Source organism: Porphyromonas macacae DSM 20710 = JCM 13914, assembly GCF_000379945.1.
Lineage (GTDB): Bacteria > Bacteroidota > Bacteroidia > Bacteroidales > Porphyromonadaceae > Porphyromonas > Porphyromonas macacae.
Genome location: NZ_KB904126.1, coordinates 1 through 20682, shown reverse-complemented (window position 1 = coordinate 20682; position 20682 = coordinate 1). Strand labels below are relative to the sequence as shown.

The 20682-nt window shown below is 42.1% G+C and carries 20 protein-coding genes and 2 pseudogenes; 15 read left to right on the top strand and 7 right to left on the bottom strand.

The features are described from left to right. The first annotated feature begins 49 nt into the window (after window positions 1-49). The 5 genes from A3GI_RS0103775 to A3GI_RS0103760 all read left to right on the top strand — a co-directional run bounded on the left by A3GI_RS0103775 (window position 50) and on the right by A3GI_RS0103760 (window position 5299). Window positions 50-1345 carry a hypothetical protein gene (locus tag A3GI_RS0103775; RefSeq protein ID WP_018360149.1) on the top strand — a complete coding sequence of 432 codons (1296 nt, stop codon included), beginning with the start codon at window positions 50-52 and terminating at the stop codon, window positions 1343-1345. A gap of 26 nt (window positions 1346-1371) precedes the next feature. Next, window positions 1372-3657 (top strand): efflux RND transporter permease subunit, encoded by a 2286-nt coding sequence (locus A3GI_RS0103770; protein ID WP_018360148.1) that lies wholly within the window; start codon window positions 1372-1374, stop codon window positions 3655-3657. A 147-nt stretch (window positions 3658-3804) separates the two neighbouring features. Beyond that, complete coding sequence (locus tag A3GI_RS0103765) at window positions 3805-4605, top strand: outer membrane lipoprotein-sorting protein (RefSeq protein ID WP_018360147.1); 801 nt, start codon at window positions 3805-3807, stop codon at window positions 4603-4605. Window positions 4606-4716: 111 nt separating this feature from the next. Further along, complete coding sequence (locus tag A3GI_RS10460) at window positions 4717-4950, top strand: hypothetical protein (protein WP_018360146.1); 234 nt, start codon at window positions 4717-4719, stop codon at window positions 4948-4950. A gap of 22 nt (window positions 4951-4972) precedes the next feature. Next, window positions 4973-5299: an RteC domain-containing protein gene (locus A3GI_RS0103760; RefSeq protein ID WP_018360145.1), complete on the top strand. Its 327-nt coding sequence runs from the start codon at window positions 4973-4975 to the stop codon at window positions 5297-5299. 87 nt (window positions 5300-5386) lie between these two features. Here the strand turns inward: A3GI_RS0103760 and mobA are convergent, their stop codons facing one another. Continuing rightward, window positions 5387-5803 carry a conjugal transfer protein MobA gene (gene mobA / locus A3GI_RS0103755; protein ID WP_018360144.1) on the bottom strand — a complete coding sequence of 139 codons (417 nt, stop codon included), beginning with the start codon at window positions 5801-5803 and terminating at the stop codon, window positions 5387-5389. Window positions 5804-6497: 694 nt separating this feature from the next. Between mobA and A3GI_RS0103750 the strand changes: the two genes are divergently transcribed. From A3GI_RS0103750 to A3GI_RS0103735, 3 genes are all read left to right on the top strand, one after another. Continuing rightward, complete coding sequence (locus A3GI_RS0103750) at window positions 6498-6926, top strand: DUF3408 domain-containing protein (RefSeq protein ID WP_018360142.1); 429 nt, start codon at window positions 6498-6500, stop codon at window positions 6924-6926. 790 nt (window positions 6927-7716) lie between these two features. Next, complete coding sequence (locus tag A3GI_RS0103740) at window positions 7717-8700, top strand: hypothetical protein (protein ID WP_018360139.1); 984 nt, start codon at window positions 7717-7719, stop codon at window positions 8698-8700. A gap of 1 nt (window position 8701) precedes the next feature. Then, window positions 8702-9601, top strand: a complete 900-nt coding sequence (locus tag A3GI_RS0103735; RefSeq protein WP_018360138.1) for a putative phage abortive infection protein — start codon at window positions 8702-8704, stop codon at window positions 9599-9601. Here the strand turns inward: A3GI_RS0103735 and A3GI_RS0103730 are convergent. The 3 genes from A3GI_RS0103730 to A3GI_RS0103720 all read right to left on the bottom strand — a co-directional run bounded on the left by A3GI_RS0103730 (window position 9581) and on the right by A3GI_RS0103720 (window position 13143). Next, window positions 9581-10564, bottom strand: a complete 984-nt coding sequence (locus A3GI_RS0103730; RefSeq protein ID WP_238319994.1) for a tyrosine-type recombinase/integrase — start codon at window positions 10562-10564, stop codon at window positions 9581-9583. The genes A3GI_RS0103735 and A3GI_RS0103730 overlap by 21 nt on opposite strands. A gap of 68 nt (window positions 10565-10632) precedes the next feature. After that, window positions 10633-11805 carry an HNH endonuclease family protein gene (locus A3GI_RS0103725; protein ID WP_018360136.1) on the bottom strand — a complete coding sequence of 391 codons (1173 nt, stop codon included), beginning with the start codon at window positions 11803-11805 and terminating at the stop codon, window positions 10633-10635. A 237-nt stretch (window positions 11806-12042) separates the two neighbouring features. Continuing rightward, window positions 12043-13143: an adenine-specific methyltransferase EcoRI family protein gene (locus A3GI_RS0103720; protein ID WP_018360135.1), complete on the bottom strand. Its 1101-nt coding sequence runs from the start codon at window positions 13141-13143 to the stop codon at window positions 12043-12045. Window positions 13144-13348: 205 nt separating this feature from the next. On the opposite strand from A3GI_RS0103720, the pseudogene A3GI_RS11605 reads away from it, so the two are divergent. Together A3GI_RS11605 and A3GI_RS0103715 are read left to right on the top strand one after the other, a co-directional pair. Beyond that, a pseudogene (locus tag A3GI_RS11605) lies at window positions 13349-13444 on the top strand (DUF3853 family protein); the annotation flags it as partial. Further along, a pseudogene (locus tag A3GI_RS0103715) lies at window positions 13441-13731 on the top strand (AAA family ATPase); the annotation flags it as partial. The pseudogenes A3GI_RS11605 and A3GI_RS0103715, both read left to right, overlap by 4 nt. 61 nt (window positions 13732-13792) lie before the next feature. Here the strand turns inward: A3GI_RS0103715 and A3GI_RS0103710 are convergent. Further along, on the bottom strand, window positions 13793-14011 hold the full coding sequence (locus A3GI_RS0103710) for a hypothetical protein (RefSeq protein ID WP_018360133.1): 219 nt from the start codon (window positions 14009-14011) through the stop codon (window positions 13793-13795). A gap of 726 nt (window positions 14012-14737) precedes the next feature. Then, window positions 14738-14911 carry a hypothetical protein gene (locus A3GI_RS11600; RefSeq protein ID WP_018360131.1) on the bottom strand — a complete coding sequence of 58 codons (174 nt, stop codon included), beginning with the start codon at window positions 14909-14911 and terminating at the stop codon, window positions 14738-14740. Window positions 14912-14982: 71 nt separating this feature from the next. On the opposite strand from A3GI_RS11600, the gene pheS reads away from it, so the two are divergent. Continuing rightward, window positions 14983-16008: a phenylalanine--tRNA ligase subunit alpha gene (gene pheS, locus A3GI_RS0103695; RefSeq protein ID WP_370445995.1), complete on the top strand. Its 1026-nt coding sequence runs from the start codon at window positions 14983-14985 to the stop codon at window positions 16006-16008. A 9-nt stretch (window positions 16009-16017) separates the two neighbouring features. Continuing rightward, window positions 16018-16689, top strand: coding sequence for an endonuclease III (gene nth / locus A3GI_RS0103690; protein WP_018360129.1), 672 nt, complete (start codon window positions 16018-16020; stop codon window positions 16687-16689). A gap of 81 nt (window positions 16690-16770) precedes the next feature. Here nth and A3GI_RS0103685 read toward each other — a convergent pair whose 3' ends face one another. Continuing rightward, a complete protein-coding gene (locus tag A3GI_RS0103685) occupies window positions 16771-17811 on the bottom strand; it encodes a threonine aldolase family protein (RefSeq protein WP_018360128.1) in 1041 nt (346 codons plus the stop codon). Window positions 17812-17977: 166 nt separating this feature from the next. Between A3GI_RS0103685 and A3GI_RS0103680 the strand changes: the two genes are divergently transcribed. The 3 genes from A3GI_RS0103680 to A3GI_RS10455 form a co-directional block, all read left to right on the top strand. Next, window positions 17978-19165 carry an ABC transporter substrate-binding protein gene (locus A3GI_RS0103680; protein ID WP_018360127.1) on the top strand — a complete coding sequence of 396 codons (1188 nt, stop codon included), beginning with the start codon at window positions 17978-17980 and terminating at the stop codon, window positions 19163-19165. 41 nt (window positions 19166-19206) lie between these two features. Then, window positions 19207-20373, top strand: coding sequence for a BPL-N domain-containing protein (locus tag A3GI_RS0103675; RefSeq protein WP_026215915.1), 1167 nt, complete (start codon window positions 19207-19209; stop codon window positions 20371-20373). A 150-nt stretch (window positions 20374-20523) separates the two neighbouring features. Continuing rightward, the coding region (locus tag A3GI_RS10455) for a DUF4372 domain-containing protein (protein WP_018360125.1) at window positions 20524-20682 on the top strand (159 nt) is incomplete at its 3' end.

The window sequence follows — 20682 nt, the reverse complement described above, 5'->3', positions numbered from 1 at the left end:
TATTTTGCCCTAAGCAATCTTCCGAACTTTGCCTGCAAAACATCAGGCAATGAAAATAACGACATTTAAGTTTCAGTTTATTGCCGGAGTAACAATCTTTTCATTGTTTTCCGGTATTTCTGTTTATGCGCAATCTCCGAATGAAGCGGATTCTCTCCAGACAGAAGAAATCTCGCAGGATAACCGCATTAAAATCAACGGCTACCTCCGTGCAGGTATTTTCGGAGGAGAAAAAGAAATACGTAATTACTACGGAGAAGGTGCTTTGAAATTGGAAGTTCCCATCGGTACGAATGCTTCCGCCTTTTCGGAAGTGCGTTACAGAGCCGATGGCAACAACAATCATAAGTTCGACATCCGCGAGGCTTATGTAAATCTTAATCTTGGCAAGTTCGATTTTCGTGTGGGTGAGCAAATCGTTCTCTGGGGACGGGCAGACGGTTTTAATCCGACCAATAACGTTACACCCCAAGACTTTTGTGTGTTCTCACCGGAGGAAGACGATAAACGTCTGGGAAATTTTATCGTGAAAGGAGTCTTTAATCCTTATCCGTTCCGTATCGAAGTGGATTGGATACCCGTTTACAAATCGTCATTGTTCCCATTCATCGGAAAGCCTATGGGAGATGGGATTGTATGGAAGAATGAAAAACAGCCATACCGATGGAAAGACCAGTCTTTCGGAGTGAAAATAGATTTGGAAAAACCCTCTTTCGACCTCTCTCTTTCCTATTACAACGGGTTACATAAATTTCCCGGCATCGCTTATGAAAAGACTCCTTCTGAAATCCTTTTGTCGCAAAAGCCCTATCGGGTGCATGTTGTCGGAATGGACTTTTCCACCTCGTTGGGCAACTACGGATTAAGAGGCGAGTTTGCCTGTTCACTCCCCGAAAAAAGTAATAATTCCATCTATTCCGTTCCCAACAAGCAGGTAGAATATACGATAGGGATTGACCGAAACTGGGATAATTTCAGTCTGATTGTACAGTACATTGGTAAGTATATTGCGGACTTAAAGTCTGACATCAAAGGCAACCCGATGGAACGGAAACTTAACTCGCTGAATCGTATCGTCTTCACGCAGCACGAGCGTTGGAATCATTCGGTTTCGGTCAGACCAGCACTGTCATTACTCCACGAAACATTGAACGTGGAACTGCTCGGACTGTGTCAGTTCAGTACAAAAGAATACTTCTTCCAACCCAAGGTTCGCTATGCCATAGCCGATGCCGTTACACTCACGGTGGGAGGTCAGCTGTTTTACGGACCGGACGACCGCTTGTTCGGGATATTGGAAAAGACCAAGAACTCGGTTTTTACGGAGTTGAAAGTTTCGTTTTAGATTATCTAATCTCAAAATAATATCGAATGAAGAAGTTAGCTGAATTTGTGATACGATACCGCTGGGCGGTCATCGTGTTCTTTCTTGCACTGACAGCCTTCATGGGCTTTCAGATGAAAAATGCAAGTTTTAATCCCGACCTGCTTACCTATCTGCCGGAGCATTTGCCTTCCCGTATGAACCAAAAACAGATAGAAAAGATGTTTGGAGGAACGGATATGGTGATGATTGTCGTACAGACGGATGATGTCGTAAACGACAAGACGTTGGAACGTGTAGAGCATTTCTCACAGGATATGCAGAACATCAAAGGCATAGAACGGGTAATGTCTGTCTTTGAATTGAAAAACGTCCGCAGCGAAAATGATGCAATGACCGTTGATGCGGCCGTGAAGATGATTCCACGGACTGCTGAAGATGTTGCCACTATTAAGAAAGAGCTTGCCGGTAACGACCTTGTCTATGGAAGCGTGGTTTCCAAGGATTTTACGACCACAGCCATTATCGGATTGCTTGAACCCGGAGCAAAGGACAAGGAGGTAATAGACCAAGTGGAGGCAATGATTGCCAAATATCCCGGTGCAGAGAAAGTTCTTTTGGGAGGCTCTCCGTATATGCGGATGCAGAATGCGGGAATGATGCAGAAGGATATGGCTCGGCTCATTCCTCTCGGATTGTTGTTGATGATGGTCTTTCTCTTTATCAGTTTCCGTCAGTTCAGAGGCGTATGGCTTCCCATTCTAATTGTGGTTATGGCGATATTCACGGCATTGGGTGCAACGCCTTTGTTGGGATGGAAGTTTGCCGTTACGACCATTATTTTGGTTGTATTGCTGATAGCCACCGCTAATTCCTATGGCATACACATGTTTGCTCGCTACCAAAGAGACAATCTTCCCGGAAACAATTATACTCCCAAAGAGCTGTCTGTCAAGATGGTTACAAGTCTCGGTGCTCCCATCATTTTGTCTGGACTGACAACTATCGCAGGGCTGCTCTGCATGTTGGGACATGTGCTGATTCCCGGTGGGCAGATGGGTGTCCTCGGCAGTATCGGTATCGGGCTTGCCTTGATTGGCAGTCTGTTCTTTATTCCCGCATTGAGTTCGGTACTTCCCAAAACGAAGCCTCGATTGAGAGCGGATGACAATCCTAAAAACAAAAGAGGAATAGGGTTGGACAGATTGTTGGATTTTATTGCCAATTGGGTAACGAAAAAGCCCAAGACCATTTTAGTTTTATTCGTAGTCATTTCTCTAATCGGAGCAGCCGGACTATTGCGTTTCAGCATCAATTCAAATCCCGCCGAATTGTTCCCTGACGGACATCCAGCCAAAGAGTCCGCACAAATTATCAATAAGGAATTGGGGGGCTTCTTCCCTCTCTGTGTCGTGTTCGAAGGCGACATCAAAGAACCTGCCTTGTTGAAGAAAATCGATGATTTAGAGAAGAAGGTACGTGAAATACCTGAAGTGGGGACAACACAATCCATCGCCAAAGTTACGCGCCAGATTAGCCGTGCTCTTTACAACAAAGGGGAAGAAGGATATGATAAAATCCCCGACACCTATGATGCCGTATCGCAATACTTCGAGTTGTATCTGATGAGCGGCAGTCAGAGGGATTTGGAAAAGATGGTGGATTTCAATTTTGAGAAAGCCCTTTTGATGATTCGATTCAAGGAATTGAACACGCCTGTATTGCGACAATGTGTTGCTCAAATCAGGGAGATGGTAAAAGATGACCCCAATGTAAAGCTTGTTGGCGGCAATGCCGATGTATTCACGGATATGGACAAGCATGTCGTAAACGGACAGTTTCTTTCTCTGTTGATTTCACTCGTTGTTGTATTTATCATTATATCTCTCGGCTTCAAGTCGCTCAAGGCAGGATTACTGCAAATTGTTCCGCTCGTGTTTGCCATGTTGATGCTTTTCGGATTGATGGGATATTTCGGTATCGACCTAAACTTTATGACCGCCTTCCAAGCCTCTATCCTTATAGGTGTAGGTGTGGACTACACGATTCATGTCGTCTGGAGGTATCGGGAGGAACGGCGTGAAGGTTATGATGATAAGGAGGCAATCCACCGTTTATTTAAGGCTACGGGACGCGGTATCGTATTCAATGCCATTGCCGTTATTATCGGATTTGTGGTTTTGCTCTTTTCAGGCTTCCTGCCTGTCCGCTTTTTCGGAATGATGATGGTGACAATCATCTTCGTATGCCTCATTGCCGCAGTGCTACTCGTACCGGCGCTATGTATGGTGCTGAAACCGAAATTCTTGATCCAGAAAGCATGTAGCAAATGACATAAAATGACTGAGAGAATAAAACCTCAAGAAGAAGCCCTCAAAAGCTCCTAAGCTTTCCCGAGAAAGCCACTAAGCTTTTGCCCGAAAGCAGATTTGCTTTTCAAAGAAGATTGATATATGAATATTCATCAAACAATAAATACAATGAAAGTTTTTTTATCAGCGATTATAACCATCGCAACTATGTGGGCAAATGTTGCTCATGCACAGGGAGGATTGTCTCCCCAACAAATACAGCAGAAAGCCATTGAAACCACTCGTGTTGCCGGGATGGAAACACAATCGTCCATGACTATTTACAGTCCGTCGGGAGATAAACGGGTTCGCAAGATGACTATCGTCAGTAAACTCTACGAGAATGGGAGTCTGGAAAAGAAACTCATTCGGTTTACCGAGCCTGCTGATGTGAAAGGCACCGGGTTTCTATCGTTCGATTATTTGAAGAAGAACGACGACAAGTGGATTTATATGCCAGCCCTTCGTAAAACCCGACGCATTGTGAGTTCTGAAAATGCAAAGAGTTTCATGGGGTCTGAGTTTTCTTACGCCGATATGTCCACACCTGCTGTCGAAGATTTCGACTATAAATTCTTGACTGAGCAGAAAGTCGATGGATATGATTGTTATGTCTTGGAAATCACACCGAAAAACAAGACGATTGCCAATGAAAACGGATTCTCAAAGAAAATCTCCTATATCGATAAACGGATTTTCGTTATTCGGAAGGCTACTTATTATAACCTTGCCGGTGAGAAAGAAAAGGAAATGACCGTCTCCGCAATTACCGAAGTGGATACAAAGAACCATAAGTACCGCTTCAAGGAAATGACTATGGTTAATTTGAAAAACAAGAGAAAATCGGTATTAAACAACAATGCCATTAAATTCACACCTTCAATATCAGATAGTTATTTCACCACCCGTACTTTGGAACAAGGCAGGTAAGACTTCTCTTCTCCCTGTGACCTCCATTTGTTGCAATTAGAAATTGTAACAGATGGAGGTTTTGTGCATTTATCATAAGTACAAATAATTTAGCAATATAAAAATCATAATATGAAACGACTGATTGAAACAGAATCCTTTGAACAGCTGTTTTCAAACAATAGCAAAACTGCAACAGACAATCTTGTCAGGGAAATTATAAGGTTAGGAGAAACCGAAGCAAATCTTGCATCATTATATCGTATTTTCCATTACACTCGATTCCATTTGGGTGGTATGGCTGAAAAATCAGAAATAACAACTGAATTGGGGAAAAAATGTATCAGAGCTACTTTTTGTCATTGACACGGAGCTTGAATTACTGAAGATGCGAATACAGGGACTTCTTCCTGCCTTGCCCGTTAAAGCAACCAAGAAATTCTGTTGGACAGGCAAAGCAACAGATTTAGTTGAACTACTCTATGCCTTTGACACTTGCGACTGTATCAACAACGGAGAAATAGGTGTAGAGGAACTAGCAGACGCTCTTTCCGAAATCTTCGGAGTGGAGATAAAGAACTGCTACAACGTATATATGAACATGAAACGTCGCAAGGATGACAGTCGCACCTATTTCCTTGACGAACTCCGAGAGAAACTCAATAAGCGTATGGTAGAGAGCGACCTGAAAGGAGGCAAGTTCAAGAAACGGTAATCGCCATCAAAAGGTTAATCAGGCTTCCCTCTCATTTTGAGAAGCCTGATTTTCTTTCATTAAGGAGTAATAATACAATGTAAATGGCTATTGTCGATGTTGCCATTTCTCCTGAAACTCACGAGTAAGTTGTACTATTTCACCTCCAATAATAGCCAATTCAAGTGTCATTTTCTCCAACTTGGCGAGCATAGCAAAGGCTTTCTTCTCGGTAAAATTGCTTTTCAAAGTGACCACAGTTTGATTATAATTCACCCCGACACTGCGAAATTGTCCGTACAAAGTTATCAGTTTCTGATAGTAATCGAGCAACGAACGATCCACTTTTATCACCCGAAAGGTCTCATTAAAGACCCTTGCCTTGATGAAAAGTGATAGACTTTGCACACCGCTTTCCTCTTTCATCGTGAGAAAATGAGCGTATTCCGTCGGCGTGAAATTGACCGAAACACGCTTTTCTGTCTTCTCTTTGGAGCGTATGCTCCGAATTTTCTTCATTTTCATTTCTTACCTTGGATTTTAGTGTTTCACGACATCACCGGCATTTGAGGCATCGCATTCTCCCTTCCAAGAAAAACGACTTCGGAGTTTTTCAGCCCTCTGCAAGAGCAAGGGTTTTATGCTGCAAAAACGAAGTCGTGCTGCATAAAACATACCTTGCTATTTGCCCGATGCAAATAAGTCTGTCCATGAAGGACGAAAACGAATCACTCAAAAAAGAGCACTTTATGTCTCGAAAGCTTCGGCTTACCGCTTGGGTGCAAAATTACTAAGCGTCATGTCTAACTTCGTTACCTCATATGAAGTCACAACTATCCAAATTAACGCCACAAGTACGCACTAAAGGAAATCACGCTGATTACAGCATCTCCGAGCCATATATTTGCACTGTCGAATATGTCGGTGGAGGGATGCGTCTTCGATAACATCACGTTTCGATGAGCGATATAGGCAAGGGGGGATATCAAAGAACATATCCTTGATTCTCTCACTCGAACGTTGGGATGTGCGAAAGCAGATACAATCGAACGGTTGTCCTGATAAGCGAAAATGGAACACCCTGTAGGAATACATAAACAATAAGGGGATTCTATCCACGGCAGTTTCAATCTTCGATAATGGGGAGATTCTTTCGGAGAGGGGAATATGCCCGTATTGAAACAGATAATAGAATGTATCACAATTAAAACAAAAAAATATGACAGAGAAGAAAACCGGAACGATTGATTCCATTGCCATTCGAGAACTTTTCTCGCAAGGTATTCCCATGAAACAAAAAGAGAGTGAGATGAAACGCTCTCTATCAGAAGAGCAGTGTGTCGAATCGAAACGTCCAAATGACGAACCAATATCAAAGGATTTTTCAAAAGTCCCAAGAAGAGAAAGGCGAAAGGCTGACGAGGGCGATTATGAGTCGCTTTTCATCTGTCGCAATACTTTGAAAAATCGCAAGACCATCTATATTGCCAAAGAGTTGCAAGACACGCTGGCGGAAATAGTCATGTCGATGAGAAACAGAGATGTGACCATTGGTATCTATGTGGAGAACATTATCCTTCATCACCTTGAGACCTACAAAGATGAAATCAACAGATTGGCAGAGATAAAATTCAAGAAGCTATTGTGAGGCATTTAGCAATGGCTTTTTGTTACTTTTGAGCCGTATCAACTCGCTGTCAAAAGTAACGAACTGTTTTTCATTGGGGGGGCTTTGTCCGCCCGAAGCATAAGAAAGAAAAGGAGCGATCGGCAAATCTGCCGACCGCTTTACTTCATCTGTTCTTCTTGAATGACTATTTTTGATTTTATGCGGATTCCAGAGGAGAGGGAGTTGAGTTTCAACTTTTTCTTTTTCCCTGCTTCTCGCATATCCGACATTTTCTTATGCGTTTTTCCGTCAGGTCGGTCGTTTTCGTTTCAGTGGCGTAAAAAGGTAGGGCTTAGGACAAACAAGGTTTTACGGCGAGAATACTACCTGCAATGAAATGGAAGTGTGGAGATTGTCGTCTAAACGGCTTGCCGCCCCGACCTTTTTTGTCCGTAGATGCCCGGAACTACCTTTGCCGCTGACAACGAACAACCGATTCCGACATGATACACGAGCATAAGTGGAGGATGTGCAGGGACAGAAGTAGGGCGAAAACAAAAAACGCCGTCTTCGGAGACTGCATTTCATCATAAGAATAGAATACACAGAAAACAAAAAGCCGTCCCAACAGACGGCTTTACGAAAAAATTAAGAGAGAAAATTCTTTTTTCTCACGACATACCCTTATCTTTGCAATAGGTTCTTTGAGCCATGCAAAATGCTGTATATCATTGTTATAGTTTTATCGACTAATTGTTTCTACAGTATTCTATAACTCAAGAATCTGTTGACATTCAATTGGTAATTTAAAATAAAAGAGACACATCTTATGGCAAGAAAAATTAGTTTAGCCCTCTATCAATTATCGATAAACAGAAAAGGAAAAAGGGATGACCGAATAGTGCTTTCGGACTTTATGAATGGATTTGATATTATTGATATTATTAATGAATTGTTTAACACCTTAAGGTATAATTCAGTAAATGAAGATGTTGCTCAAAATCGAGATGAAGAAAAATTCTTTCGAATTATGAAAAGAGATGGGAGGGATTTGCTATTTACTGACGGAAGGTATATCTCTGGAATTATTGAAACAGGTGATTACGGAACAGAAGAAAATATGGTTAATGTTTTAACAGGAGAAGCAACACATACCAAGAGTGTAAATGAAGCTCTTCTTATTCCTTTCTATTTCCTTTTTTATGTTCCTGAAGATTCTAAAGTTGCTTTTTTGCTTTTAGAAAGAATTGGGAATCTAGGTATCTATAGCTTATTGGAAAGTAAACTGAGAGGATATTTAGCCCCCCGAATTATTGAAGATGATGAAAACAATTTTGTTTTAAAAATCAATCCATTAGTTTTACAAAGACTTATAAATCAACATCTTGGTTCTATAGGAGGAGGGGCAAAGAAGATAACTTTTGAACAGGTGCACAAGGAAGATCTCAAAGTTTCGCGCATGACAAACAATGAAATATCTAATGATGAGGTGGGAAATACAGAAATTGTTTACACTGCTAAAAGAAATAATTTCTTTAATATCAGAAGCCTTCTTAATAGAATACAGCGTGTTGATTCATCTAATGTTTTTAGCATTGAAGGTGTGCAATATGGAGATGTTAAATTTGAAGTAATAATTGAAGGGCAAGCAAGGCAGTTATCAGTAAAAGACATAGAAAAACTGGGAACTTTTATGGATATAACAGACAATGTTGAGCTTGCTTCAAACAATTATCCTACTTATGAGTCGCTTAATAGGCAAGCACATCTGTTGACAACATTTATTATAAGGGAAATACAAGAGGATAATTAGAATGAAGAAAAATTTGATGTTTTGGATGGCAATTATTTTTTTAGTTGCAGGCATACTCCTATGTGTATACTTTTTGTATATGGGTATTTCACAAAAGGTGTTTAGTAATAGTTATGTTGTTGAACAACTAAAGAATAACCTTGGAAGTTTTATTTCAGGTACAATTGGTATACTCTTTACAATAACAGCAACTATCTTCTTATTCATAACATTCAGAGAACAACGGAAACAGTTTGAATTATCTAAACAGTCTCAAGAGCAATCTCGCTTTGAAACGACATATTTTAATCTCCTATTAATGTTAGATGATGTTAGGGATAATGTGAATAAAAACATTGCTCAACACTTTAATACCCCCAACATTACAACGATATGGGACTATTATGGATTAATGAAAGAATATTACACAATCTATCCAAAAGAAGAGAACAAGGATAATTTTGAAACTATTATGGATAGGCTGTCAAGCAATTCATTGGATACAGAGAAAGATATGGCTCAAGGCTGTATACTAGATTTTTTTGATTCATTCGTTGGAAAGCACAATTTTAGTATAGGCTATTTTTTTAGATATATTTACAATACGATCAACTTTGTCGTAACAGAAAGGAATGCAGTTCAAGATAAAACCGAGAATACTGACATTCAACGTTATTTAAATATTTTACAAGCACAATTGTCAGACGAAGAATTAGCCTTGATTTTTTACGATGCTCTTTCATCCTTTGGAAAAAATAAGTATGGGTATAAGCAATTTCATACTTTATTAGATACATACCAATTTTTGGAAAATATTAACGAGCATTTTTTATTACATAGAAATCACCATGTATTTTATCAAAAAACATTTTTCAAATTTTTAAATAGAGATGAGAGGCGTTTAAAAAAGAAATGCCTCTAAAGAGAGATATCTTTCATGGATAACTAATAAAAAAGTAGATAAATATTTGTCTTTCTGTTTAGAAAATAATATTTTTGCAAAACTAAAAAGCGGTTCTTTGAAATGGCAAAATAAGGTGGAGTATAGAAGTTTGCTGGTTTCCTTATCGTTACCTCCCTTTATTAACGAACAACATAATCTATTGATTATTTGACGCTTATAAAATTCTCTATGCCTTCTGGTATGAAAAACAATAGGTGGTATTTGCAGTTGCTTGAGTACTCGGGTAAAATAATCTCGATAGGTACGAGGGTCTATAGCACTGATGGAGGAGCCAACCACAAAGGACGAGACGGAGTGCTTCTTCACTGTACATAAAGCCTCGAATAGGTGTCTGGACATAGGAATCTCTCGAAACGAATGCTTCGTTTTGGGAGTACTAAAGACTTGCTCGGTAGCTCCTTTTTCGCAATCATATATGCGTGCGACTGTCTGCCTTATCCGAAGTATTCGATGAGACAAATCCACACAAGACCATTCTAATGCACACACCTCTCCAATGCGCATACCGGTACAGAGCGAAAGTAATATCCCTATATTTCTAGAGTTTGGTTGCTCGATGAGGTAAGTCATCAGCTTGCGTTGATGCTTCAGTGACAGTATAGGTAGCCTGCTTCCGCTCTCGATTGTAGGGTATCTTAGCTGCCAATTCTCTGACTCAAATATATTTTGTCTCGCTCCGTACTTGATAATAGCCCTGAGTACGGCAACGATATCTCGAACGGTTTTCTTGGACAGCCCTTTGTTTATCTTGTCGATAATGAAGTTTTGGACATCGGTCTCTGCTATCTGAGTCATTTGCCCAAATCGAGGTAGCAAATGAGAGCGAAGAGTTAGGCGATAGGCACACATTGTCGAATACTTCACTAGTGGTTGCTTCGCCTGACTCCATAGTTGTGCGACTGCTGCAAATGTTGTTTTCATCTTATACATTACTTTTGTTGTCCATAGATATATTATTATCACCTGATATGTACGAGATGAGAAACAGTTTATTTATTCCCTTTGGACTTATTATGCGTCTTGCAGAGCATTTCGCAGTTGGCAAGAGTTGTGCTGCCACCTTTGCTCCATGCCGTTACATGGTCGGCATCCATCTCTGAGAGTTTGTAAATACGTGTTTTATTGGCGTTTTCTCCAGTGGCACACAATGGGCAATTCGATTTCCCTTCTTTCTCAGCTCGTTCCGTCTGTCGCTTGTAGGCTGCTTTCTTATCCTTTTCGTCAAAAAAGCGCACATCAAGCAGACTTGTATTTTGCTCTCCTCCTAGTACATATTCATAGATATTACGAGGACACTTGATAGCCTCATCTTCTATGAGTGCTTTCACGCGTGCTGTGATATGATCGATACCATAGGGTGTAGTGTGATATGTTTCGTAGAGACGCCCCCATTCCAAACCACACATCTCTTTTTCGGTCATGGTGAAGATCGTGGCAACCCAATCGATTACCGAGCGGAAGTAATGCTCTAGCTCTGTAATCTCCACATCGTGCCTGTGCATACTCATATAGGCATCGATCGTCTTATGCAGGCTTGCACTTACCCACTCGAGAGCAATCTTTAGATAATCTTGTCGCTTGACATCGCCCTTGATATAGTGGCTCCACTTGTGTACCTCGGCATTTTGCGAGTTACTGAAGATTCGTTTCGCTGCATTGACAAATGTCCCCGAGTAGATAGCATTGAGTAGCTCCTGTTCGTTGAGTGCTACTCCTACGATATTGATGGTTTTGAACCATTCTTTGACCTCTCGCTCTTCGCCTTGACAGACATACACCAAGAGCTTTGAGCCTAAGATGAGTTGTTGCTGCTCCGCAGGTAAGCCCGAGAAGTATTGGATATTGCCATTGGCATCTTCGATAGCAAACTTCCCCGTTACAAAACGCCCGATAGAGGTAATGCGCTGCTGCCCGTCTAGTACCTCATACTGCCCCTCGGAAGTGAGATTGAAATAAATCAAGCCCAAGGGGTAAGCACTTAAGATTGACTTTATCACCGCAACATCTTTCTTACCATCGTTATAGATGTAATGCCGTTGATACTCTGGCTGTATTGTGAGCTTGCCGTCTAAGCCGAAAAGCCCTTTGCCCTCAAGCTCGTTGTAAACAAAGCCTTTGCAGATGTCGGCTACTGTCCATTCGGTATGTAATTCTGTTTTCATTTATTGCATTGTGTATTTAGTTACTTAGTTGAAATCTTAGGGTGTAATAGAGGGGTGGAGCAAGATCCTAACGGCATCTACGGACGAAGTTCCTACATCAAAGGAAAGGAAGTGTTTAAACGTCTATTTATACGAAGAAGTTATTTGAAATCTTAGGGATAGACCGATATATAGAAAATAATCCTATCCCAGGTAGGCGGTTCACCATTTACAATAAAGAGGTCTATGCGAGAATACTCATTCGGATATTGCTTTGATGAAAAGACGTTTATATACCCTTTGGCTTTGTACAAGAGGCTGTGCAATACCACTTTCTTTACACCAAAGTCCATTAGAAAATCCTTTTCCTTCGCTTTCAGTGCACCCTAAGATTTCAAATTGCTCCGGGCAATATTTATCCAAAAAAGATATAGGAACTCCCATGACGCCATCATAGTCGGAAGGGATTGCATCGGTAAAAGACACCTCGATAGCATCATAGTTATCGTATTGGTCGTAAGCCACCTTACCCTTCATTTTCTTGTTGTATCGCAGATTGTCTTCCATCGTCATAAGGGCTAAAGGTTGGTGACGACGTCCATGTTCAAGGTTAGAATACCAACAAGAGTTACCTAATCTTGTATAGTCTCCAATATACCCTAACCGAGCTGCCTTTTGCTTATCCTTTTCATCAACTTTAGCACCTTTAGGAACTGCAAATACCATATCTTTTCCATTTCCTGTCGCCCCCAGCCAGATTTTATTTCCTTTAATTAGAGGAAACACTTCCTTGTAAGTAATCGCATTCATATTACCAATGATGGCAAACTGCTTGCCGCTCTCCATGATCCAAGCCAAAAACTCACGGAAGAGTGAAAACGGGGGATTAGTAATAATGATGTCGGCTTCGTCTCTCAGTGCCATTAGCTCAGGACTACGAAAATCGCCCGTCCCCTCCAGATACTCCCACTCAAGGTCGTCTATATCGATTTTCCCGTTATGGTTGGTGTCATGTGTGAGCGTAAAAATCTTACCACAAACAGCTGTTTTCTCTGCATTAAAACGAGGGTCTTCTGTTTCAAAAAGGGTCGGTTGCCAATCTGTTTGGTAATTCTTGCTCTCCTGAGCAAAGCTCGTACTGATGAGCTTCTTCAGCCCAAGTTCTTCGAACTTAGCTACAAAGAACCTTGTAAAATTACTCCATTCGGGGTCGTCGCAGGGTAAGAGAATCGTCTTGTCTCTGAAAACATGCTCATTGTATTCTAGGTATGCATTCATCTCTATCTCAATATCGTGATATTGAGTGTAGAATTCGTCGTTCTTTGCAGCCTTGGCTTCTTTGAGGTTTTTGTTTGCCATATATCTGGTTCTGATTGAGTATAACTTATTTACAAAGATATGAAGTTATCGGGAGAGGGGCTAAAGGGATTCTCTATTCAACACAGAAAACTTCTTTTTCGGATTTGAGGGTGAGAGAAGAAGGTGTGAGGCGTTTAGGTGGTGATGCTCTGCGAACCTCTTTTTGTGTGAATGTGAGCGACAGATTTGCCACGATGACAGTCTTATACCTCGAACCATTATCCAAGTCAGGCGTAAGATTGTCGTGGACGCAGACCTCACCCTCGAGTTAGCTGGTTGCAAAACAGGGGGACGCAGATGAATACAACAGACTACGAAACCATTTGGCAACAATCACTCATTCGGGTGACGGACGAGTTTAGTCTACCGCCTATCGTGCTGCGTGTGGACGATGCCGTCATCGGCACGCAGGGCAATTTCAGTGTCTCGACAGGCAAAGCCAAGGTAAAGAAGACTTTCAATGTGAGCGCCTTGGTCGCCTCCGCACTCGCTGGTGGGCAAGTGGTGGAGTATCGGGCTTGCTTTCCCGAGAGCAAACGGGATATCCTCTACTTCGACACCGGGCAAAGCCCCTATCATTATCAGCTAGGGACTTGATAAAGTAAGTAGCTGAACGAAAGGGGGGGGTGGTATTTATCAGTCCGAGGTGTTACCATTCGGTGACATTAACTGTATTCTGGACTTCAACGTCTACTGTATTATCAACATCCACACTTCCACTTACATTAACTTCTCCTCCAGTCACATACACCTTCTGGGAAGTAGGTATTACTCCTGCATTCTGCAGGACAATAATCCAAACGCCACAAGCGATTACCAACAAAATAATCTTAGAGGAAATAGCCTCAACTTTTTCTTTCAATGACATAGCTCTATTGTCAACTTTTTTCAGTACACGTCAGTCCGATATTATCTAATTCTTTCGTATTTGATTTAATCTTTAAGATGAATAAATGTTAAAAGAAATACTCCCCCAAGTGTAATAGCAATCATATCGTACCAATCACCCTGACCTGTCAGTATGTCAAGGCCTTCATACAAATAGTTTCCAGTCACCACAGCTCCCAACAATATATACTTCCACCTAACATTAAGAGTCTTGGATTTCCTTAAATAATAGATTTTGAATACTAAATATTCGAGAAGCACAGCAGAGAAACTCGGATAGTTATTCACCACAGAAAAAGCAAATCCGACCTTTTCATCGCAATTGGCATAAACGTACGGGCGATACAGCCAAACTAATGAAACATGAATGACAAGTAACAGGACAATTATAATCAGTTCTGAGCGTTTAGTATTCGCCTTAAATTGTCTTTTTATGATACTAAAATTACACCACTCCACAATCTACTTTCTTGCAGCCTTATAACCTTCCATAAACTGCTTACTGATTTTCTTTCTGCAAGGTTATAAATGAAAATTGAGATAGACAATCTTTTTGAGATATTTCTGCGTTTTTTCGTTCCTGCTTACTCCTTTGATTTCCTGCTTCATCCTAAGTCTTTTGTGCCTGTTTTTCACTTATATTTTTGCGGGTAGATGATGAATTACTCACTCAATAGCAAAGTATTATGGAATCGAACAACAATGATTACGTACCGGTGATACCGGAATGTGCAGGCAGAGAAAATATAAAACAATCTTCTGTTGTTGAATGGATGAGGTGGTGCAATACGTTTATTTCGGGTTTTAACTGCCGGATGGTTTCGAACTCACAGCGTGTTGCTTCTATGCTGTCATCGCTTCCAATCTTTTTAATAAACATCTTGAATACGGCATTTTTCCTTAATTTTGTTATTAACTAACAATTACATGGGTTCTTACGGACTTTTTACTATGATACAAGAAAAGATTGAAAAGATACTTAACGAGATAAAAGAGGTCAAAGCTCAGAAAGCCGAAGAGGTGGAAGCTCTTCGCATCAAATATTTAAGCAAAAAAGGCTCTATTTCTCAACTCTTCGACGAATTTAAGAATGTGCCCAACGAACAAAAGAAAGAAATCGGGCAACGGCTGAATATTTTGAAAACAACCGTTTCGGAGAAGATAAAAAACCTGAAAGAACTCATTGAAAAGTCTGCAGTTACCAAAGAAAACAATATCGACTGGAGCCGTACGGCATATCCCACGCCGTTGGGTACACGCCATCCTCTGACTTTGGTGAAAGAAGAGATCTGCAATATTTTCAGCCGTATGGGATTCAGTATTGCCGAGGGACCTGAAATCGAGGATGACTGGCATGTGTTTTCGGCCATGAATTTTGCAGAAGACCATCCGGCTCGCGATATGCAAGACACTTTCTTTATTGCACACAGGCCGGATATTGTTCTCCGAACCCATACGAGCAGCGTGCAAAGCCGTGTAATGGAAACCACTCAGCCGCCCATAAGGGTAATCTGCCCGGGAAGGACTTATCGCAACGAGGCTATTTCTTATCGTGCACACTGTTTTTTTCATCAGGTGGAAGCCCTTTATGTGGACAAAGATGTTTCTTTCGCCGATTTGGAGCAGGTGCTGCTGTTTTTTGCGCAGGAAATGTTCGGCCCCGATACCAAGATACGTTTGCGCCCCAGTTACTTCCCTTTCACCGAACCTTCGGCAGAAATGGATATATCCTGTAATATTTGTGGCGGTAAAGGTTGTAATTTCTGCAAACATACCGGATGGGTGGAGATTTTAGGTTGCGGTATGGTCGATCCCAATGTTTTGGAAAATTGCGGTATCGACAGCAGTATTTACAGCGGTTATGCCTTAGGTATGGGTATCGAACGGATTACCAATCTGAAGTACAGAGTTAAAGACTTGCGTTTGTTCTCGGAAAACGATCTTCGTTTCTTAGAGCAGTTCAAAGGCACCCATTAACAATGGTATATGACTAAAACGGAACGTTATCGGGGCGTCGTAGACTATTTTAGTCGAACGATGCCTTCTGCAGAAACGGAACTGACCTATAAAACCCCTTTCGAACTGTTGGTTGCCGTGATGCTTTCGGCACAATGTACGGATAAAAGGGTCAATATGGTCACGCCGGCACTTTTGGCACGTTATCCCGATGCCCGTACTATGGCTTCGGCTTCTTTTGAGGAGATACTTCCCTATATAAAAAGTGTCAGTTATCCCAACAGTAAAGCAAAGCATCTGGCGGAGATGGCGGGTATGCTTGTTGAAAAGTTTCATGGTGAAGTACCTCGAACCATGGCAGAGCTGACTTCGTTGCCGGGGGTGGGGAGAAAGACGGCTAATGTGGTGATGTCCGTGGCTTTCGAACAACAGGCTATGGCTGTCGATACACATGTTTTCAGAGTTTCAAATCGTATAGGACTGACAAACAATTCGAAAACTCCTCTTGAAACCGAAAAGGAGCTGGTCAAGAATTTTCCGAACCACTTGCTGTCCACAGCACACCACTGGCTCATTCTGCACGGAAGATACGTTTGTATCGCACGAAAACCGAAATGTGAAGAATGCGGCATTCAGATCTATTGCAAGTATTTTCAGGCAGAGCAGAAAAAGAATAAGAAAGAACCACAGATGCCGAAGTAGGTGTTTGTGGTTTTTTATAGAGGTAAATCCATAAGAAGAGATTTACGGTAATGTCGCTTCTTACTTTTCAATTCGCCCGGATTATGCCAGAGTTTTCTTTAGCATGGCGATGAAATTTTCCACTTCCTGTTCGGTGGTATCGAATGAGCAAACCCAACGCACTATATTTTTATCCTGCTGCCATATATAGAAGAAACATTGCTCTTGCAGTTTCGGAATGACCTCTGCAGGCAAACTCATAAAAACGGCATTTGCCTGAACGGGGTAGACCGGTTCCATTCCTTTTATACTTCGAATGCCCTGCAATAATTTCTGTGCCATACTGTTGGCGTGACTTGCCGATTTCAGCCATAAACCGTCCTCCAGTATTGCGTTGAACTGTGCACTGATAAAGCGCATCTTCGAACCCAACTGCGTCAATTGTTTACGTATATAGCAACCGTCGACGGACAGTTCGGGATTAAGCACCACAACCGCTTCTCCTATCATCATGCCGTTTTTTGTTCCTCCGAAACTCAGCACATCCACGCCTGTATCGGTTATCATTTCTTTGGCCGAACAGCCTGAGTATGCAAGAGCATTTGCCAACCGTGCTCCGTCTACATGCAGATACATATTGTTTTGGTGGGCGAAATCGGCTAATGCGCTTATTTCATCAGGTTTGTAGACTGTTCCCAGTTCGGTACACTGGCTGATAGAAATAACTCTCGGCTGCGAGCGATGTTGATCCCCTTGATTTTCAAAGACCACACGGCTGATCATTCGGGGTGTCAACTTGCCTTCCGGTGTGTTTATGGTAAAGAGTCTGCAACCCACATGGCGTTCGATAGCTCCGCATTCATCTACAGCGATATGGGCAGTATCGGCACAAACTACGGCGTGATAACTGTTGGCAGCCAGAGATAAGGAGAGTGTGTTAGCCCCGGTACCGTTGAAGACGAAGAAAACCGGACAAGAACAACCGAAGATTTCGCGAATTTTTGTCGTGGCGAGCTCTGTATATTTGTCGTCTCCGTATGAGTGCACATGGTTCGTGTTGGCTTCGACTATCGCCTGCAATACCTCCGGCAAAATACCCGAGAAGTTATCGCTGCCGAATCCTTTTTCTTTTTCAGACATCATATTTATGATTGATTTTATTGCCGAAAGTTAGCAATTAGACAAAATTAAACATAACTCGACAGGCCTGTTCTTTCATTTTCTGTCTCCATTTTTGTATAAAAGCTCTTATATCAGCCTTATTCTCAGAGCATTTCGCTATCTTTGAAAAGATAAATCGCCATCCATAATGAAACACAATTCTACCATTTATATTCAGGGTTTAATCTTTATTCTGCTCCTTACCTTCACCGGATGCCGGCAACAACACTCGAAGCCGGGCAAAATATCCGGTGCAGACTCTTTGTCCGGGAGTCTTAACTTCGCTACGCAGATCAAACATGCCAAAGGACTTCGAATATCAGTGTGGCAAAAAGGGTATAAGTCGGTTATTATTACGAATCCGGTCAACCCTAAGGATACTTTGGCAAGATATATTTTAGGCGAAAGTCCGTTACCGTCGAATATGCAAGAACAGGCACATCCGGAAAGCATATTCATACAGTTGCCATTGAATCGCATAGTTTGCCTGTCGGCCACGTATGTAGGCGGATTGGATATTTTAGGTTACGCACACCGCATCGTGGGAGGTATCGACGTAGAGAAATATTGCGGCCCCGAAATAAGGAAGCACGTATCTGAGGGACAAATACAAAATGTGGGGCAGGGAATGGAGGTAAACAACGAGCTTATCATAGCCCGGCATCCCGATCTTATTTTACATTCCCAATATGATTTCAGGAGCCGTCGGGGAGGGTTGAAAGAAAGCGGCATCAGCATGGTGCTGGTTAATGAATGGCAAGAGGAAACGCTTCTCGGACGTGCCGAGTGGCTGAAACTGTTTGGAGAACTCATGGGATGCGCCGCACGGGCTGACAGTATTTTCAATGGAATAGAGGCCGACTACATGATGACGGCACAAATGCCCGCACCGGAGACGAAAAAGACGGTTTTGCACGGACAGGAATTTCAAGGTGCCTGGTATCTGCCATCGAGCAACAGTTATGCGGCAAATGCTCTTCGCCAGGTGGGAGCGGTTTACAATGCTCCTCGATACGTCGATAAAAAGACACCGCTAAGCACAGAGCAGGTTTTGCATATACACCGTAATGATGATGTATGGTTTATGTGGGGGATTACCGGTGTTAAAAATCTGGACGATTTGAAGCGCACAAACCCTAAATACGCTTATTTCAAAGCTTTTGAAACGGGTAATATCTATATGAATGACAAGCGTTCCAGCAAGGAGGGCGGCAACGACTTTTGGGAGAGTGGCATATACAGGCCGGATTTATTGCTCAAAGATTTCAGAAAGGCTATTTATCCCGAAACTCTGCCCGGCTATGAGATTACTTACTGGCGTAAAATCGAGCATTGACACAATGAGATACATGTTCTAACATTTAACAATAAAAGCGTATGGGTAGAAGATTAACGATTTTGATGTTATTGCTGTTTTCCGTAATCCTTTGTGGTTGTACCAACCGGCGAAAAGAGCTTGTTCCGAATGAAAGCAACTCTATCAAAGTGGGTGTTTTCAAGGGATACGGAGGTGCTGCGGTTTGTATAAGGGAGGCTTATGCCGCGTGTCTGATAGATCCGGGTATGGAGGTTACTTATATAACACCGGACGATATCTCCAGAGGCTCTTTGCAAGGGTTGGATGCATTTATTATTCCCGGAGGAAGTGGTAGCAGACAGTATATGGATATGGGAGAATCCAACAGGGAAACCCTTAAAAAATGGGTCAAGGAGGGTGGAACGGTTTTCGGGATATGTGCCGGAGCGTATATGCTTAGCAATACCCCCGAATATGCCTGCATGAATATGATCGGAGCAAAAGCCATCGACATCGAACACGATAATCGGGGGCATGGTATCTGTAAGGTAACGCTTACGCCCGAAGGCAAGAAAACATTCCCCGAAGTGGCCGACCGGGATACGCTCTATCTGATGTATTACGAGGGGCCTGCACTCGTAAACGCCGATGAAGCAGATGCTCCCCGGTATAATATTCTGGGTACGATGATGAGCGATGTACACATCGAGGGAAATGCTCCTGCAAATATAACCGGCAACAAGCCGTTTTTTACACATACCCGATACGGTAAAGGCCATGTAATCGGCTCCGTAGGACACCCCGAAGCCACTCCAGGCATGCAGTGGATGGTTCCACGCCTGTTGCGTGCTGCCATGGGGGCAGAACTGATTGCATATAACGATGTCAGCGTCGATCCCGATAAATTCAACAAGGAAATACTGTGCACCGAAGATGTGGCGGTGAGGGAAAAAGAAATTTTTATGTTATTGCAAAAAGAAGCTACTTCGAAAGAAAAGATCGAAGCCATAGAATACCTTTTTTCCGTTTGTTCCTGGGATGGCAAAAACTGGGTACGGGGAATGCTGTATGAGCAAAATCCATCCGTACAGTTAGCGGCTGCACGGTATATGAATCATTCGGGATATACTGCTTTCTTCGATGATATGAAAGAAGCCGTGCGTATCCAGAAAGATCCCGTTGTACAACAGAAACTTCAAAAACAATGCGACAGTCTTTTGCTGCAAATCAGAGGAAAATCCTGGTAAAATCGCTCCTCTCACAGAATTAAATCTCATTACGCAATTATTGGTGTCCGATAAAAATTTTTGAAGTAATAAATTAAGGGCTGGCTCCTGTATCAGGAAGTCAGCCCTCTTTTCGTTACTTTGTTGTCGCCAAACCAATGCAAGGTAACGATGAGTAAAAGTAAGCATTTCTTCGGACAGCCCATCTATAGTCAGCTGCTCCACCTCTTAGACAAGTCTCAAGTCCTCCAACATAGCCGAACACACACAGGAGAAAGGTACATCAAGCGTTTCGATGCCTGGACCCATCTGGTTGTCATGCTTTACGCC